This is a genomic window from Bacillus sp. AFS040349, from assembly GCF_002577655.1.
Classification (GTDB): Bacteria; Bacillota; Bacilli; order Bacillales; family Bacillaceae; genus Metabacillus.
This window is the reverse complement of sequence record NZ_NUMC01000030.1, coordinates 1-17,707: the sequence shown is the minus strand read 5'-3', so window position 1 is coordinate 17,707 and position 17,707 is coordinate 1. Positions and strand designations below refer to the sequence as shown.

The 17,707-nt window shown below is 35.1% G+C and carries 15 protein-coding genes, 1 pseudogene and 1 riboswitch; of the genes and pseudogenes, 1 reads left to right on the top strand and 15 read right to left on the bottom strand.

What is annotated here, in order from left to right:
- Both COD11_RS07730 and COD11_RS07725 read right to left on the bottom strand, forming a co-directional pair.
- Complete coding sequence (locus COD11_RS07730) at nt 1-1,488, bottom strand: RecQ family ATP-dependent DNA helicase (protein WP_255301563.1); 1,488 nt, start codon at nt 1,486-1,488, stop codon at nt 1-3.
- Nucleotides 1,476-2,549 (bottom strand): YpbB family protein, encoded by a 1,074-nt coding sequence (locus COD11_RS07725; protein ID WP_098796187.1) that lies wholly within the window; start codon nt 2,547-2,549, stop codon nt 1,476-1,478. Before COD11_RS07725 ends, COD11_RS07730 begins: the two co-directional genes overlap by 13 nt.
- 278 nt (nt 2,550-2,827) lie before the next feature.
- Here COD11_RS07725 and COD11_RS07720 point away from each other — a divergent pair, with 278 nt between their 5' ends.
- Nucleotides 2,828-3,076 carry a ferredoxin gene (locus COD11_RS07720; protein ID WP_098796186.1) on the top strand — a complete coding sequence of 83 codons (249 nt, stop codon included), beginning with the start codon at nt 2,828-2,830 and terminating at the stop codon, nt 3,074-3,076.
- A gap of 39 nt (nt 3,077-3,115) precedes the next feature.
- On the opposite strand, the pseudogene COD11_RS07715 reads toward COD11_RS07720, so the two are convergent.
- The 13 genes and pseudogenes from COD11_RS07715 to COD11_RS07655 form a co-directional block, all read right to left on the bottom strand.
- Nucleotides 3,116-3,710 (bottom strand): annotated as a pseudogene (locus tag COD11_RS07715) (ECF transporter S component).
- Between the two features lie 188 nt (nt 3,711-3,898).
- Nucleotides 3,899-4,034: riboswitch (FMN riboswitch) on the bottom strand.
- A 93-nt stretch (nt 4,035-4,127) separates the two neighbouring features.
- Nucleotides 4,128-4,967 carry an amidohydrolase family protein gene (locus COD11_RS07710; protein ID WP_098796185.1) on the bottom strand — a complete coding sequence of 280 codons (840 nt, stop codon included), beginning with the start codon at nt 4,965-4,967 and terminating at the stop codon, nt 4,128-4,130.
- 53 nt (nt 4,968-5,020) lie between these two features.
- On the bottom strand, nt 5,021-5,449 hold the full coding sequence (gene fucU / locus COD11_RS07705) for an L-fucose mutarotase (RefSeq protein ID WP_098796184.1): 429 nt from the start codon (nt 5,447-5,449) through the stop codon (nt 5,021-5,023).
- Nucleotides 5,450-5,502: 53 nt separating this feature from the next.
- Nucleotides 5,503-6,516: a zinc-binding alcohol dehydrogenase family protein gene (locus COD11_RS07700; RefSeq protein WP_098796183.1), complete on the bottom strand. Its 1,014-nt coding sequence runs from the start codon at nt 6,514-6,516 to the stop codon at nt 5,503-5,505.
- A 48-nt stretch (nt 6,517-6,564) separates the two neighbouring features.
- Nucleotides 6,565-7,470, bottom strand: a complete 906-nt coding sequence (locus tag COD11_RS07695) for an aldo/keto reductase (RefSeq protein WP_098796182.1) — start codon at nt 7,468-7,470, stop codon at nt 6,565-6,567.
- A gap of 244 nt (nt 7,471-7,714) precedes the next feature.
- Entirely contained in the window at nt 7,715-9,391 is a 1,677-nt protein-coding gene (locus tag COD11_RS07690; RefSeq protein WP_098796181.1) for a ribulokinase, read from the bottom strand.
- Between the two features lie 24 nt (nt 9,392-9,415).
- The gene (locus COD11_RS07685; protein WP_098796180.1) at nt 9,416-10,204 is read right to left on the bottom strand and encodes a DeoR/GlpR family DNA-binding transcription regulator; all 789 of its coding nucleotides are present in this window, start codon (nt 10,202-10,204) and stop codon (nt 9,416-9,418) included.
- Nucleotides 10,205-10,303: 99 nt separating this feature from the next.
- Nucleotides 10,304-12,094, bottom strand: a complete 1,791-nt coding sequence (locus COD11_RS07680) for an L-fucose isomerase (protein ID WP_098796179.1) — start codon at nt 12,092-12,094, stop codon at nt 10,304-10,306.
- Nucleotides 12,095-12,122: 28 nt separating this feature from the next.
- On the bottom strand, nt 12,123-13,589 hold the full coding sequence (locus tag COD11_RS07675) for a rhamnulokinase (protein WP_098796178.1): 1,467 nt from the start codon (nt 13,587-13,589) through the stop codon (nt 12,123-12,125).
- A gap of 27 nt (nt 13,590-13,616) precedes the next feature.
- Complete coding sequence (locus COD11_RS07670; protein ID WP_098796177.1) at nt 13,617-14,267, bottom strand: class II aldolase/adducin family protein; 651 nt, start codon at nt 14,265-14,267, stop codon at nt 13,617-13,619.
- 27 nt (nt 14,268-14,294) lie between these two features.
- Nucleotides 14,295-15,278: a Gfo/Idh/MocA family protein gene (locus tag COD11_RS07665; protein ID WP_231307810.1), complete on the bottom strand. Its 984-nt coding sequence runs from the start codon at nt 15,276-15,278 to the stop codon at nt 14,295-14,297.
- A gap of 310 nt (nt 15,279-15,588) precedes the next feature.
- Nucleotides 15,589-16,569, bottom strand: coding sequence for an ABC transporter substrate-binding protein (locus COD11_RS07660; RefSeq protein WP_442920044.1), 981 nt, complete (start codon nt 16,567-16,569; stop codon nt 15,589-15,591).
- Nucleotides 16,570-16,672: 103 nt separating this feature from the next.
- Nucleotides 16,673-17,668, bottom strand: a complete 996-nt coding sequence (locus COD11_RS07655) for an ABC transporter permease (RefSeq protein ID WP_098796175.1) — start codon at nt 17,666-17,668, stop codon at nt 16,673-16,675.
- Between the last annotated feature and the right edge of the window lie 39 nt (nt 17,669-17,707).

Here is a 17,707-nt window from a genome sequence, read left to right as displayed (position 1 = left end):
TTATTCACTCACCTTGCAAAAGATCAGCCTTAATTCTTCTTGCCAACTTCTATCATTCTCTTTTATTTTCAGGCTAGCTTCTGGAATATATAAATCATAATTTATTCCACACACATCACAGCAGTTTTTTTGCTTATTTTCATATGCTTCATTGAAATAGGCGAGTAATTTTTTTCTTCTACATGTTTCGCCTGCTAGCCATTTCGACATATCTGTTAGTTTTTCATGCTTTAGAGCTACCCTTTTTTCTATTTCATACCAGATTGTAGCTATTAAGTTTTCCGGTGAAACATTAGGTGTTCGATGTTTATAAAAAGCATTCTCAACATAACGCCATTGAGTTTCCGTTAACCCAAAAAGCTGTTGAATTTGTTCTAAAGTTACTTTTTCATGTTGGAGCATAAAGTAAATTGTTTGCTGTAAAGCATCATTATTAGGAAATTCTGACTCAACGAGCGATTTCGGTATTTCATAGTCTGCATCTGTTACTAATGTAATGGCAACACTATCCTTACCATCCCGGCCTGCCCTACCTATTTCCTGCATATAAGATTCTAATTGTGATGGAAAATGAAAATGAAGGACAAATCTTATATTCTGTTTATTAATCCCCATACCGAACGCATTCGTACAGCATACAATCTGCAATTGATCATATAGAAACTGCTGTTGAATTAGAATTCTCTGTTCTTGTTCCATCCCACCATGATAATACGCAACATCTGTTAACCCTGAATCAATTAGTAGTTGTGCTACCCTTTCCGTCCATAATCTACTGGAGCAATAAATAATTCCCGGACCCTTTAAACTGCGCACCAATTGGTGTACTCGATCAATTTTTTCTTCCAATGAATAACATCTTTCCACTGATATTCCAATGTTTGGTCGATTTATAGAAAATATAAATTTTTTGAAATTCGCATCTAGTCGAAGAATATGATGGATATCTTCTAATACCTCTTTTGTTGCAGTAGCCGTTAACGCTAAACAAGGTGGATTTAAAAGTGCTTCTTTTATTTCACCGAGCTTAGAATAATCTGGTCTAAAGTCATGTCCCCATTGAGAAATACAATGAGCTTCATCAACAACAAATAGAGATATTCCAGCATTTTTTAAGGCATTTAATACATAATCATATTGAAGAATCTCTGGAGAAACATAGATATAGCGATACTTTCTTAATTCATGTAGAATTTGCCTTCTTCTTATAAGTGAAATTGTACTGTTAAGGGCAACAACTCTTTTCTCTCCTCTTTTCTTAATTTGTTCTACCTGATCTTCCATTAAGGAAAGTAAAGGAGAGACAATCAATATCGGTCCTTTTAGAAAATAACCTGGAAGTTGATAACACAACGACTTCCCGCCACCCGTCGGGAGCATAGCGACTACATCATTTTCTTGAAGAACTGCTTCAATAATTTCCCGCTGACCTTCACGAAAGTGTTGTAATTGAAAGTGGGACTGTAACGCTTGTTCTAGCTTTTGGATGTTTCTCCCCTCCCGATGAGCGCATAAGTAAGTCTAATTTGAAAATAACTATATTCGTTATTTAATACTTCTCTCACTTTTTTTAACTGATGTGTTTTCAGCCTTGTGATTGCTCCCATAATTTTATTGTAATCTTCCTCGTTCAAAAAAGCTGTTGGGATATATTGTTGATCGTGTAATGTAATTTCGACAATATGGTCTTCAATTGTACTTAGCTTAAGTCTTCTAACTGTAGCAATTTCAGCAGGGTCCAATCCTTGCAGTAAATATGACCTTGTAATTTTCGTTGAAGAGGTAAAACCTTCAATTTGCCACTTATCTTCTATCATTTCGTTAAGTAACGAATATTTACTTTTGTTGGTTTGAAGAGACGTAATAATGGAATGAACAACATTCCAAAACAATAAGTACGTATAAATAGGATCCTCATCATGCTTATATGCAATCTGTTCAAAAGTTAATCCAATTTTTTGACTCGATGTTAATCTTTGAACAAAAATAGTGGCATCCTTACTTGATTGGGTATTCAATATATCCTTAAGTTCACTGTATATGCGATCAGCTAACTCATTATTAGAACGATCATGCTGTTTCAGAAATATTTTTACCCACTGTAAGTCTTCTTGATTTTTCGTTACAGGTAAGTAGTCTCTTTTTTCATAAGCATAATTTGATAATACTTGAACGAGAAGAGAAAGCCTCCTCCATAAAACTCTTCCAACGTCTCCATAATTCCAACCATTTAATTGCGAAGGAATTGGTTTATTCCCTAGGCTTTCTTTTAAAAATTCATTTCCTTCATTTGTAAGTCGAGACTTATTATCAGGTAGTTGCTCAATCAACCCTTGTTTTAGAAGAGCATTCCATGTTTCATCAGTTTGTATTCTAGATAATTTCGGAAATAGGCTAAAAAGGAAAGTTACTTTAAAAAGTTTGCCATCTTGAATTGTTTGTGAAGATTTTTTCCCATTAAGTAAATGATAAATAGCGGAGACAGTTCTTTCTCCATTAAATTGATTTAAGCAAAAGAGCATGACAGTATGGAAATAATCTAGCTTCATTATACCACCCTACAATGTTTGACAATATTCGATTACCTTTTCTATTTTAACAAATTTATGGACTTTCGTTTAGATTTTAATCAATTTATTGTTATCATAAGTAGGAAACTTAGGTGTGAGAACGATTATCAAAAGAGTTTTTTATTGAAATGTCAAAAAAACCGTTTTACAATACAAGATAGGCGTAACAGAGAAAATGAAGTTTTTCGATTAAGAATCACTCATTTTATCAGTTCTACCATATAATGTGGTATGATTTTTATCAGGAGGTTTGTTTAATGGCAAAATATACAATAGTTGACAAGGATACATGCATTGCATGTGGAGCTTGTGGAGCAGCTGCACCAGACATTTATGATTATGATGATGAAGGTATCGCATTTGTTACCTTAGATGATAACCAAGGGGTTGTTGAAGTACCTGAAGCCCTTGAAGAAGATATGATGGATGCTTTCGAAGGTTGCCCAACAGATTCAATCAAAATTGCTGATGAAAAATTTGATGGAGATGCTCTAAAGTTTGAATAAAACGAAAAACCCCCTCTTAGGTTAAGAGGGGGTTTTATCTTATAAAGATCTTGTATGGATTTGTAATTGATTAGTTAACCAAAATTTTAGTTTCGAAATAATTAGGAGGAATAGTAAGGTCATTAGTATTCCTTTTATAAAATTAAACGGCATAATTGAAGCAACAACCAATTGTTTAGTTGCCTCAGCAGTCATAGCCGGTGAATTTAAAAACATTGTATATGCAGGCATAATGACATAATAATTTAAGACGCTCATAACACTTGTCATAAGTAACGTTCCAATCACTAGCCCTATCAAAAGACCTTTTAATGATTTATAACGTCTAAACATGAACGAGGAGGGTAAAATAAATAAAGCCCCAGCTATAAAATTAGCTACCTGACCTACTGGCACACCAGTTGCACTCCCTTGGATTAAATAATGTAAGACGTTTTTAATTTTTAATCCCTTCCACCATTAAGCCTGCTGCTGGACCAAATACAATTGCTGCAATTAATGCAGGAGCATCACTAAAATCAATTTGCAAAAAGACAGAAAAACCGGGAAACGGAAAATCGAGCATCATCAGCACATACGCTATACTACTCAACATCCCAACTGTTACATGCTTTCTTACCTTACTTTGATTCATTTTTCTTCTCTCCCTTTTCTGATCGCACCCGAAAAAGAAGAAGCTCTTAGACTTTAATTTTTGATAAGTTGCCACCTAAAAACTCATCAAAAAACCCTGACAATAATGATTATTTAAACCATTATCAATCAGGGCGTTTTTTTCAAGTCTAATAAACGTTGAAAAACTAATTTTTTCAACGTTTGAACCTCCATCTTCTCACATCCAGACTATACTGTCGGTTCTGGAATCGCACCAGATCCTGCCATTATTACGGCTCGCGGACTTAGAAATATAAATTTCATCACCGCCGGTCGGGAATTGCACCCTGCCCCGAAGATTGATCATATTAATTTATTATCCGTTTTATTATATAAGGAAAAGAAATATATGTATAGATTAATGATTTATACTATATTCTTAATATAGTATAAATCATTAAAATTTATTTTCTAAGTTATAAAATGTTGCGCAATTCCCCCCCATTACTCTTTCTTTTATGTCAGAAGGGAATCTTTTAAGATAACGTGAAACAATATTCATTGTTGTTAGATAATCACTGCTAACGGTACAAACAGGCCAATCAGAACCAATCATTACTCTTTTTGAACCAAATGATTCAAAAATATGGTCAAGATAAGGGTAAAAGTCTGTCTCTTTCCAGTTCAACCAATCTGCCTCCGTTACCATACCTGATAATTTACAGTACACATTGCCATAAGAAGCAAGAGTTGTAACATCTTCAGCCCAACCTTTTATGACCTGATTTTTTATATCTGGTTTTGCAAGATGATCCAGGACAAATTTTTGATTAGGAAATTTTTCTACTAATTGGATGGCATTAGGAATATGCTTGGGGAAAATTAATAAATCATAGGTTAAGCCGTAAATTGAAAGTAATTCTATGCCTTTTTGAAAGTCCTTTCTTAGTATAAATTTGTCATCAAGTTCATCATGTAAAACATGGCGAACTCCTTTAAAATATGGGTTTTTTGCATACTTTTCTAATTGATGTTGTACCGAAGTGGAACATAGATCCACCCACCCTACTACCCCCTTAACTATATCGCTCTTTTCTGCAAGATCTAAAAGAAACTCATTTTCCTCTAAACACTGCCTAGCTTGGACAGCGATACATCCCTCAAAATTTAATTTCTTTATAGATAGTTCTAGATCTTTTGGAAAAAATGACCTTCTTAACTGTCCCATTTCATTTGAAATCCAACTATATTCCAACTCATTATACTCCCAGAAATGCAGGTGTGAATCGATACGCATTTTAAACCTCCATATTTTCTCATTCTATCTTATGATTGTTTTCCTTAATCAAATCAGCTTATCACTCCCTTTTTCAAAATCACATTTGCATACAAAGCCTTTTCTCCTGTTGCAACAATAGCGTAAGCATTTTTTGCTCGTTCATAAAAAGCAAATCGGTTCATCATTTCTATATTTACTGGTTCACCGTTCTTTTCATATATAATCTTTTTATATTCCTCCCAAATTGTTGGCTTAACCGAATCACCTGGCGTAACAGCCATAAGAGCGACTGGATTCTCAACATAGCTATCTAATGGGTATAATTGTAAAATAGCAGTTAATAACTCGGGAATACCATGACCATCACATCTTATTATTTTTTCACTATGGCTCGCAGAAGGGAAATTCCCATCGGCGATTACAATCTCATCACTATGTCCCATTTCCATTAAGACTTTTAATAGCTCTGGTGATAAGATACTTGGAATACCTTTTAACATAATTAAATACCTCCGTGTACTGTGGTTTTATATCTTAATATCTTACAAATTAGCTATAATTCTACCAATGCTTTAATTACTCTTGATTCTGGTAGTAACCAACTTTCAAATAAATCAACCATTTTATCAAATGTGCAACGATGGCTTATAAATTCATCAGCATTTATCTCACCTGATTTTAAGACATCTAATACATATTCGAAATCTTCTCTAGTTGCGTTTCGACTCCCCATAAGAGTTAATTCTTTCTTATGAAAATCAGGGTCAGAAAAAGTTATCTCACCCTTTACCAATCCAACATATACTAATCTTCCACCATGGGCCACATAGTTAAAGGATTTTGTCATTGAATACAAATTCCCTGTTGCATCGTATACGACTGTAGGGTATTCACCATCTGTTATTTCGTAAAGCCTTTCAAGCGGATTATCGAGTCCATAAACCGTATGATCTACTTTTGCCCACCTTTTACAAAACTCTAGTCTTTCTTCATTAATATCCATCGCTATTACATTGGCACCTTTCTGTTTGGCAAATTTCATAACTCCTAAACCGATTGGTCCAGCACCAATTACTAAAGCATTTTCACCTTTTACAATCGAAGATCGATTTACTGCATGAGCACCTATACTTAGTGGCTCAATAAGTGCAGCTAAATCTAATGAAATATCATTTACTTTAACTAAATGATCAGTAGGAATTGAAACACTTTCACACATGCCACCGTCAATATGAACACCAAAAACTTTCATATTTGTACAACAGTTTGTTTTTGAATTTTTACAAGCTACACAATTCCCACATTCGAGATACGGAATTACTGTAACTTGATCTCCCTTGACCAAACCTTCTTGGTTTACTCCAATTTCATCTATAATTCCAGACAATTCATGTCCTAACACCCTTGGATAAGTAAAATATGGTTGATTCCCTTTATACGCATGTAAGTCTGTTCCACAGATTCCAATTCTGCGTATTTTTACTAATGCTTCACCTTCTTTAAATTCTGGTTTATCTAGGGTAATCATCTTAAGTCTATTTGGTTTTTCGCACACAATTCCTTTCAAAGTATCTTCTCCCCTTTTATTCACAGAATTAATATAAAAACTCCAGCTCTACCATGTTTGGTTATGTATTGGAGCAAGTATCTTTAATACTTCTTCCAAAAGTTTTTTATCAATTGGTTCTGATGCCCACCGTATGTTTTTAGCGATATTATCTGAACTTGCAGTACTTACTAGTGTGGTCGGAATCACTTTATTAGAAACTGAAAATTGTATTGCTAATTTGGCAATATCTTCTCCGTTTTCTCTACAAAATGTTGCCGCTTTATCACATAATTGTTTGATTTCTTCACTAGCAGGATGCCAAGGTGGAACGCCTTTATTTGTTAACAACCCCATTGAAAGAGGTGAGGCATTTATCAAGCCGACTTTCCTTTCTTCAAGTAAAGGTGTGATTTCTAGTAAAGAAGTATCGTTTAATGAGTAGTGACAATATGAGAGTATAACATCTAAAGTTGTCTGTTCTAGTGTTTTATTGAAGATATCCAAAGGTAAACCTGAGACCCCAAAATAACGTATTTTCCCCTCTTTTTTTAGTTTTTGTAATGCAGGAATTCCTTCTTCTACTATTTGGTTAAAAGAACCAAACTCAATATCGTGTAATAATAAAATGTCAACATAATCAGTTTTTAACCTTTTTAAACTTTCTTCCAAACTTTCAGTAATACGGTCACCTGAAAAATCAAATTCATTATCTCCAAACCTTCCTGCTTTTGTAGAAAGGAAAAATTTCTCACGCTGAATACCATGAATAGCCCTTCCAAGAACAGATTCCGCTTTTGTTAATCCATAGTATGGCGATACATCAATTAGATTAATTCCCATATCTATTGCCATATGAACTGTACGAATTCCTTCCTCTTCATTTATCTCGCGAAAGACAGATCCTAATGAAGATGCACCCAAACTTAAATTTGATACCTTCAAGTCAGTGTTACCGATTTTCCGATAATCCATTTTCATCTCTCCTAAATTTATATTTAGTTTTCTATTAATTTCCCATGGATTTTTTTGTAATTGTTTGCGTATTAAATAGGTTGATTGAAAAATTGTCTTTTAGTATTACAAATATGAATAGAACTTAGAGGTAATTTTAATAGTAGATACATTAAGTTGAAGAGAAATATAGTTAGTTATTAAAGATTATAATTATATTAGAAACACAATCACATAATAGACTGTGTTTCCACATAGAACAAAACTAGTTTAAAACTTGTGCTTTTAATTGTTTAAGTTTTTTCATAATATTATTTTTTCCTCGACCGAAATAATCATGTAATTTCAGATATTCTTTGTACATTTCATCATAGATCTTTACATGATTTGGATTAGGGACAAATGACTCCTCTTTTAAACGCGCCATGTTTGCTGCAGCCTCCATAATAGTGGAATAACCACCTCTTTCAGGACCTGCTACTACTGCTCCAAACATTGCTGATCCTATCGCAGGTGTTAAAGTAGTATCAGAAATTTTTATTTCCATATTTGTTACATCAGCATAAATTTGCATTAACATACGGTTCCTGTGGGGTAAACCACCACAAGCAACTAATTCATGTATGTCTACTCCTTGATTTTTAAACGTATCAATAATTAAACGTGTTCCAAATGCAGTTGCTTCAATTAGAGCACGATAAATTTCTTCCGGCTTCGTTGACAATGTTTGACCTACTAATATTCCTGAAAGTTCAGTATCTACTAATGGTGTTCTATTTCCATTATGCCAATCTAAAACCAACAAACCACTTTGACCCGGCTTCAATGTATCCGCTTTCTTTTCTAGCAGCTGATGTATACTAATTCCGCGTTCATTCGCTTCTTCCACGACAGAAGTTGGAACACTGTTTTCTACAAACCATGCAAAAATATCTCCCACTGCAGCTTGCCCTGCTTCATATCCATAAAACCCGGGGATAATCCCATCTTCTACAACACCACTTATGCCATCAACAAGAACTTCTTTATCACTAATTAACATATGACACGTCGAAGTTCCCATAACCATTACCATTCTGCCTGGTGTGGCAACTCCTGCTCCTGGTACACCAGCATGTGCATCAATTGCACCAACTGCGACAGCCGTTCCCTTTTTTAAGCCTACTAAATTAGCAAACTCTTCTGTTAATTCACCTGCTTTTGTACCAAGGGAAACTACATCCCCTCGAAGCTTTGTCTCATAGAGATCAGAAAGATCTGGGTGCAAAGCATTTAAAAATTCTTGTGATACATATCCTTTTTGTTTATGCCAAGTTCCTTTATATCCGGCAGCACAACTATTTCGCACCACATTTCCTGTCATTTGTGCAGTAACCCAATCTGCAGCTTCCAAAAATAGATATGTAGCTTCATAAACGTCTGGAGCTTCATCTAATACCTGCCAAACTTTTGGGATAGCCCATTCTGAAGAGATTTTCCCACCATAACGCTTTAACCACTCTTCACCTCTTTGTTCCGCAAGTTGATTCATTTTTGTTGCTTCATCTTGGGCAGCATGGTGTTTCCAAAGCTTTACCCAAGAATGTGGATTATAGTTCCACTCTTCTTTTGTACAAAGAGGAACTAAATCTTGATCTACTGGAAGGATTGTACATGCAGTAAAGTCAATACCTACTCCAATTACATCTTCAGCTCTTACTCCAGATTGATTAAGAATGTTAGGGATTGATTCTTTTAATACAAGCAGATAATCGTCTGGGTGTTGCAAAGCAAAATCATTTGGTAATTTTTCTAACGAATTAGGTAGATTCTCATCAATTACCCCATGTGGATAAGGAGTAGTGTGTTTCGCCACTACTACTCCTGAGTTGATATCAACAAGGACTGCTCTTCCCGATTCTGTTCCATAATCAACACCAATTGCATATTTTGTCTGTCCCAAATTTCATCCCTCACCTTTGGTAGATTAGTTACTAATAATCACTTCTATCCCCTGTTTTTCAATTGATTTTACAAGTGCGTCTTCTATCCCATTGTCCGTAATGATTCTATGAATCTTTTCTAAAGGTGCTGTTTGTATTAGTGCTTTTACATTTAACTTACTACTATCGACCAGTAAATTCACTTGACCCGCAATTGAGAGTAACTTCCTTTTAAACATTGCTTGCTGCTCATGACTTTCACTTATACCCCAATTCACATCAAATCCCTTACACGATAGAAATAATTTTCCTATATGAAGGCCTTCTATTGAGTTTTCAGCTGAATGCCCAAAAAACGCATGGTGGTCTGCATTATAGTAACCCCCTGTACAAAGCACAGAGACATCATGTTTTTGACCTAACTCTTGAACGACAAAAAATCCATTTGTGAGAACAGAGACTTTTTTATCTCCAATATTTTTTGCTAACTCAAGACAGGTTGAACTTGAGTCCAATGCGATGATATCCCGATCATTAACAAAATTAGCTGCCATTTGACCAATCTTTATTTTTTGTTCAATGTTTTTGACCGTTCGTTCTAAAAACGGTAATTCAATTGAGCTTTCACTTAAAGGAACAGCACCTCCGTGAACTCTTTTCAGTTGCCCCTCAGCTTCTAACTTTTCTAAATCTCTTCTAATTGTTTCTTCAGTTACCCCAAAAATCTTACTTAATTGAGCAACACGTACTGCTCCGGAATTAGTTAACAGTTTAACAATTTCTTTTTTTCTATTCATACCAAGTAAACCTTCTTGTGAGACGACTTTTTTCATTGTACTCACCTCCACCTATATGTTTTCATATCTTGATATTACATTTTGATAAAAATTCCCCCTGAATAATCTCTTCTTCAGGGGGCAATTAATATCATATTATCGATATAATGGTCCAAAATTAGTACACGCACGATAATCTGCAGCTTCTGCATCCGCGGTACCAAACATCCCCCATGCACTTGGTCTAAAAATCTTTTCATCAGAGACATTATGCATGTTAACTGGAATTCTTAACATTGAAGCGAGAGTAATTAAATCCGCACCTATATGACCGTAACTCATAGAACAGTGGTTTGCTCCCCAATTGTTCATTACCGAATATACATCCTTAAATACACCTTCTCCAGTTAGGTTCGGTACAAACCAGGTTGTTGGCCATGTTGGATCTGTACGTAAATCAAGCGTATCATGAACACTTTCTGGTAAATCAACAGTATAGCCTTCTGCAATTTGAAGAACTGGCCCAAGCCCCTTAACTAAATTTATTCTTGCAATAGTTACTGGCATCTCTCCTTCAGTTAAGAAATCGGTTGAATATCCACCGCCTCTAAAATATTCAGTAGAGGCAGGTCTCAACAATGTAGCGTCAAGACAGTCTTTAACTTCTTGCTCTGTTATTTCCCAGAATGGTTTCAGAACGGGCTTACCGTCTTTTCTTTGTTTTCCAGTACCATCAAGAGCTGCAGGACCTGAGTTAATTAAATGGATAAACCCATTCTTTGATTTACCCTCTACTTCATGACCTGTAACTCGTTTTACAGCATCAGGACTCCAATAAGTTCTAACATCAGCAAATACCTGTGCAGTATTTGTTAATAAATAGCCTAAGAGCATTGTTACACCGTTTAAGCTATCGTTTTCGGTAGCTACAATATACGGAGATCTAACTCCATTCCAATCAAATGATGAGTTTAAGATTGCTTCCATAAAATCTCCATTTGGAAAATGATCAGTCCATTGACGTTGCCCTTGGAATCCTGCAGCAACTGCATTATGCCCCATTGCTTCTTCACCGTAACCGATTTCCTCAAGCTTTGGATTACCAACCATTAGATCCCTGGCAATCAACGTCATTTTCACACTAGTTTCTAAATCTTTTTCCTTTTCTTCATCAGTCCTCTTGTGGGTATCTTTATTATTATCTTCTCCCATTTTAAAGTTCTCTTTTACCCACTTTAATGCCAAATCATATTCTTCTATATCATAAATTTCTTTATCAAATCTTCTAACAAATTCTGTCATATCAATATACTCATTTCTCATTCCTAGATACTCTTGGAAAAAGCTTTCGTCAATCATACTACCAGCAATCCCCATTGAAACTGAACCCATTGATAGATAAGATTTTCCTTTCATCATCGCTACTGTCAAGCCTGCTTTTGTGAAACGCAATAACTTTTCTTGAACATCTTCAGGAATCTCTGTATCTCCAACATCTTGAACATCTTTACCATATATTCCAAAAGCCGGTAAACCTTTTTGATTGTGAGCAGCTAGGACAGCAGCTAAATATACTGCTCCTGGACGATTCGTACCGTTAAAGCCCCAAACTGCCTTAGGAATAGAAGGATCTGTATCCATTGTTTCTGTGCCATAGCACCAACATGGTGTTACCGTTATAGAAACACCTACTCCTTCTCTAGCAAATTTTTCAGCAGCTTGAGCAGCTTCTGCAACCCCTCCAATACAAGTATCTGCTATAACACATTCAACTTGTTCTCCATTATAATATGATACATTTTCACCAATTAATTTAGCAACTGATTTAGCTAAGTTCATTGTTACCTCTTCAAGTGATTCTCTTACCCCATTACGTCTTCCGTCAATTGTCGGACGAATACCGATTTTAGGTAATTGACCATAGTATCTATTGCTTTTGTTACTCATTTGTTTTTCCTCCTTCAATAACTTCTATTTAGATTAATTTTAAAAATCGATTATATGCCTCGCTAAAGTTAATTTGATTTTGAGGGTAATACGTTTTAGTGACGAATGATCTTTGAACAATTTGTCTTGCTTCCTGAATATCCTTGATTTCGCCTAAAGCTATCCATTGTGATAAAGCGTTTCCAATTGCACTTGCTTCAATTGGACCAGCATGTACGGTACGATCTGTTGCATTTGCAATAAATTGACATAATAAATGGTTCTGTATTCCACCCCCACCCATATGTATTTCTTCTAAAGATGTATTGGTCAAATTTTCAAGTTTCTCTAAAACCCATTGATATTTAAATGCTAAACTCTCTAATATACATCTAAGTATTTCACCCTTCGTTTCAGGTGGTGTTTGACCCGAATTTATGCAATAATCTTGTATAGCCGTTACCATATTTTTAGGGTTAAAAAAGGTTTGATCATCAGGATTAATAAAATGTTGTAACGGCTTAGCCTCATTCACTAATAAATTTTGTTCTTCATAGCTAATCCCATGACCTTCTCTTTCCCAAACTTTATGACATTGTTGTATTAGCCATAAACCCATATTATTTTTTTGTAGTCGATAATGACCTTCTAATGTCCCCTCATTTGTAAAGCCCCAGGCAAGAGCATCCTCAGATACAACTGGTTGTTCTACTTGAATACCTACTAATACCCATGTTCCACAGCTCATAAAAGCTGTGTTTTTCTTATTGATTGGTAGAGCAGCAAGTGCACAAGCCGTGTCATGACCTGCAATATTAATAACCTGAACAGGATCAATTTGAAGTTCTTTATTAATTTCTTCAAGTGTAGGTCCCAATATTGTACCTGATGGTGTAATATCTCCTAAAATATCTACTGGGATATTTAATTTATCAAGCATTTCAGTGTCCCATTTTTTTTGTTTATAACTATACAACTGGCTCGTAGATGTAATGGTAAATTCATTTTTCTTTACTCCTGAAAAAAAGTAACTTATTAAATTTGGAGTAAATAGGAGACTTATTGCACCTTTTAAAAGGTCAGGTTTTTTCTTTTGTATTGTATAAAGCTGACAAATTGTATTTATTGGAGCAGGCTCTACACCAGTTCTCGAAAACAGTTCACTTTTGGAAATTTCTTCAAGCATTTCTTCCATTCCGTCTTGAAAATGTTCGTCACGATAAGAATATGGATTTCCTATCAATTCTCCAGTGGGAGATAACAACCCAAAATCAACCCCCCATGTATCAACCCCCATACTCATAACATCCTTATGTCCCATTTTGACACTTTTGGTTATTCCATTTTTCATTTCTTGAAAGATTCTTAGAATATCCCAATAATAATGAGTATTTATATGTACTGGGGAGTTAGGAAAACGATGAATTTCTTCCAAGTTTATCTTTTCGCCATTAAAACTTCCCAACATTAATCGCCCATTGGATGCACCTAAATCAAAAGCCCATACTTTGCCCATAAATACACACCCCTCAAACAACGATCGTTACTTGGCATCTTTTAATAGATTGGAACGATATCTTTCTGATGAAAGATTACGCAAATCTTCTACTTCAATATCTGTTAAAATACGTGGTGAACCAACAGTAGAGGCAATCGTAAATACCTTTGCTGATTCTTCGATAATTTGCATAAAGAAGTAAGCCTCTTTCATCGTTTTTCCGACTGTAAGTACTCCATGATTCCTCATTACCACAACATCTGTATCTGGAATAACTTCTCCAACTGCATTGGCTAAAACCTCTGTTGTAGGAATGAGATATTCAAGATAAGAAACATTTCGTATCATTGCTGGTGCATCCGGAAAAAGCATTGGAATATCATTACCAGAGCTTGATACACCTACTGAGTAACTCGGATGAGCGTGTAACACAGCAGTTATATCAGAACGTTTCCGATAACATTCTAAATGCATTAATAACTCAGATGATGGCTTTAAATCTCCTAATACCTCTCCTGTTTTAATATCCACTTTTACCCATTGGGTATCATCAATTTCTTGGAGATCAAATCCACTAGGAGAAATATACATATACTCCCCATCTCTCATACTTAGATTTCCACCAGCACCTACAACTAAGGCTGTTTCCACAATTTTATTTGCATACATTTTTAACTGTTGTTTAACACCTGACATTTCCCATCCTCCTTTGCAAAATAAAAACTATAAAGTAATTAATTCTTTTTTCCGAAGAGATTGATAGACAGCATCTATAACTCTCATATTTGCTAAAGTATTCTCTTCAGTATAAGAAGGACTAATTTGATTTAAAATGCAATCCGAAAAATGCTCAACCTCAGCCAAATACTGATCTGTACTCACAAGATATTCAGTACTTTTATATTCATTTTTTACTATTACACTTCCAATATGTCCATTTAAATCAGGTCTAAAAGCATGAGGTACGCTAATACTACCTTTTGTACCAACTATTTCGTATTCATTCCTTAACGTTCCTTCGAAGCTGCAGTCGATAGTAGCCAAGACATTATTAGGAAACTCCATAATCATTGTGGCTGATGTATCAACACCATTTGAACTTAGCACACCTCGAGCTGTTACATGAGTCGGTTCTTTCTCCAAAATGTACCGAATGGAATTTATACAATAACACCCAACATCATAAATTGAGCCGCCTCCAAGGGATGGATTTAACCGAATGTCATCACTTTTATTTAATAAATTAAAAGAGAAACTTGAACGAATAATTTTTATATCCCCTATTACATTATCATCGACTAATTCCTTAACTTTTTTATGCTGTTCATGAAAGCGATACATAAAAGCTTCCATAAACAAAACATTATTTTTTTTACAAGTAGAAATCATTTCTTCCATTTGACTAGCACTTAATGCTGCTGGTTTTTCACAAAGAATATGCTTTTTTGCTTTAGCCGCTTTAATCGTCCATTCGTAGTGCATATTATTTGGAAGTGGAATATAAACTGCATCAATTTCAGGATCTTCTAACATCTCTTGATAGTTTTCAAAAAATTTCGGTATTTGCAGATACTCTGCTGTTCTTCTTGCTTTACCGCTACTGCTAGCAATAGCATGAACTCCCCCGTTACTAGACCGTTTTATTGCTGGAATAACTGCATCTATTGCAATATTAGCCGTACTTAGAATTCCCCATTTTATCCTCATAATTATCTCCCTATCATCTTATTTAAAGAATAGTAAAACAATAGTTTAGGTCTTTAAATATTTGTGCTGAGTAACATTAAGATTTAAACACTTTGCACATGTAGTTTAATTGTTTTTCATAACAGAAAACATTTGCTAAATCTTTTGTTTTATTTGTTAATGTTGATTATAAACACAAAAACAAACATTTTCAATATAAAAAACAACATTTTTTTGATTGTAAGCTCCTTTATTATTAAGAGTTATGTACTATTATATTATTTGGTTTGAATAAGGGGGCTGCCCCTTAGAGCATCCCCCACTATTATACTTATTCGTATAACACTGCCTGAATTTCTTCATCATCAATATTTTCTTTATCGTACCAGTAGAAGCCCGTGTCGATTGACTCTTCTACTTCTTCTCCCTTAGCTGCTTGAATTGCGGCTTTTACAGTTTCATAACCAATACCGATTGGATTTTGCGTGATAGCTCCCGCCATTGTTCCATCTTTAATTGCTTCGATTTGTTGTTTTCCAGAGTCGAAACCAATTACAACAACTTCTCCATCTTTGCCTAACTCTTTTACAGCATTAACTACACCAATCGCTGAACCTTCATTTGCCCCATAGAAACCTTTTACATCCGGATGTGCAAGTAAAATTGCTTTTGCAAGGTCAGTTGATTTTAAATGGTCTCCACCACCGTATTGAATATCAACGATTTCAATATTCGGATATTTTTCTTCCATTTGATTTACAAAGCCATCACGACGATCTATTCCTGTAATACTTGTTTGATCATGTACAATTAATGCGACTTTACCTTCTTCACCGATTAGCTCCGCCATTTTATCTGCAGCAAGAGCTGAAGCAGCTTTATTATCAGTTGAGGCTGTTGATACTGGAATTTCACTATCTACACCAGAGTCAAAAGCAACAATTGGAATATTCTTTTCTTGAGCTTGTTGCAATAATGGAATGGAAGCCTGACTATCAAGTGCAGCAAATCCAATTGCACTTGGTTGATTATCAAGTGCAGCTTTTAACATTTCAATCTGTTTATCTACTTGCGCTTCTGTTTCAGGACCCTCAAATGTAATCTCCGCCCCAAATTCTTCAGCAGCTTGTTCTGCTCCTGTTTTTACCGCTTGCCAGAACTGATGTTGGAACCCCTTTGAGATAACTGGAATATAAAGTTTGTCACTTCCACCTTCTGCAGATTCATTTGTCCCTTCAGATCCACTTGATCCCTCTTGAGTACCTGAAGATGAGGAATTACACCCCGCTAATGCTGTTAGTGCTAACAACATTAACATCATAAAAATGGCTAACTTTTTCAAACCGCTTCTCCCCTTTTGTTATCATTTATTTTTTTATTTAACTCCTAATGGAGGTTAAACCAGATCCATAGTTTTATGCTTTCTTTCTTCTTAAGATATCTGCATAAACCGCTAATATAATAACAAATCCTACAACAACAGTTTGCCATTCTTGTGGAACTGATAAAATACGTAGGCCATTCGTTAGAACACTCATGATTAGAGCTCCAATTACTGTACCTACAATCGTTCCTTTACCACCACTAAGTGAGGTTCCACCAATTACTACTGCTGCAATTGCTTCTAATTCATATCCCATCCCTAACGCAGGCTGAGCAGAATTTAATCGAGAGGCCATTAGTACGCCGGCAATCCCCGTAAATACACCAGCCATTGTATAAATAATGATTTTCCATCGATCAACATTAACACCTGATAATCTAGTAGCTTCTTCATTACTTCCTAGAGCAAAGTTATATCTTCCAATTATTGTTTTACTTAAGATTAAAGCTCCAATGATGGCTACAGCAAAAAAGATAATAACACCATTTGGAATTCCGAATCCAGGAATGATATTTCCTAGTGAAATATCAGAGAAACCTGGAGAATCTGTGAAATAGATCGGCTTTGTTCCAGAGATTACTAGAGCAAGACCTTTAGCAATCATCATCATAGCTAAAGTTGCAATAAAAGGTGGTATTTTCATTTTGGAAATAGCTAAACCACAAAGAAATCCACAGAATGCACCGGTAAGAATTCCCCCAATTACCCCAAATAGAGTTGGTATACCCCACATAGTTATAAAGACCCCTGTCATTACAGAACACAATGTCATAACCGTACCAACTGACAAATCAATTCCTCCGGTAATAATAACAAACGTTGCACCTAACGCAAGGATACCAATAACTGCTGTAGAAAGAAGTATTCCCACAATATTTGAAAATTGTAAAAAGTTAGGTGATGCTAAAGAAAAAATAATGACCAAAAGTATTAAACTAGCAAATGCTAATAATTGTTGTAACATTCCAGATTTAATAGGTAGCTTTTTACTCTTTAAAGGTACATTTGTCGTTGTTTCCGCCTTCATTTTTCTCCCCCCATTAACCTTTTCGTATTGTCAAAACTT

Excerpts from the sequence above, each read along its gene's own strand:
- COD11_RS07725 (WP_098796187.1), bottom strand. The coding sequence starts at position 2,549 with ATGAAGCTAGATTATTTCCATACTGTCATGCTCTTTTGCTTAAATCAA.
- COD11_RS07720 (WP_098796186.1), top strand. The coding sequence starts at position 2,828 with ATGGCAAAATATACAATAGTTGACAAGGATACATGCATTGCATGTGGA.
- COD11_RS07710 (WP_098796185.1), bottom strand. The coding sequence starts at position 4,967 with ATGCGTATCGATTCACACCTGCATTTCTGGGAGTATAATGAGTTGGAA.
- fucU (WP_098796184.1), bottom strand. The coding sequence starts at position 5,449 with ATGTTAAAAGGTATTCCAAGTATCTTATCACCAGAGCTATTAAAAGTC.
- COD11_RS07695 (WP_098796182.1), bottom strand. The coding sequence starts at position 7,470 with ATGGATTATCGGAAAATCGGTAACACTGACTTGAAGGTATCAAATTTA.
- COD11_RS07685 (WP_098796180.1), bottom strand. The coding sequence starts at position 10,204 with ATGAAAAAAGTCGTCTCACAAGAAGGTTTACTTGGTATGAATAGAAAA.
- COD11_RS07680 (WP_098796179.1), bottom strand. The coding sequence starts at position 12,094 with ATGAGTAACAAAAGCAATAGATACTATGGTCAATTACCTAAAATCGGT.
- COD11_RS07675 (WP_098796178.1), bottom strand. The coding sequence starts at position 13,589 with ATGGGCAAAGTATGGGCTTTTGATTTAGGTGCATCCAATGGGCGATTA.
- COD11_RS07670 (WP_098796177.1), bottom strand. The coding sequence starts at position 14,267 with ATGTCAGGTGTTAAACAACAGTTAAAAATGTATGCAAATAAAATTGTG.
- COD11_RS07665 (WP_231307810.1), bottom strand. The coding sequence starts at position 15,278 with ATGAGGATAAAATGGGGAATTCTAAGTACGGCTAATATTGCAATAGAT.
- COD11_RS07660 (WP_442920044.1), bottom strand. The coding sequence starts at position 16,569 with ATGTTGTTAGCACTAACAGCATTAGCGGGGTGTAATTCCTCATCTTCA.
- COD11_RS07655 (WP_098796175.1), bottom strand. The coding sequence starts at position 17,668 with ATGAAGGCGGAAACAACGACAAATGTACCTTTAAAGAGTAAAAAGCTA.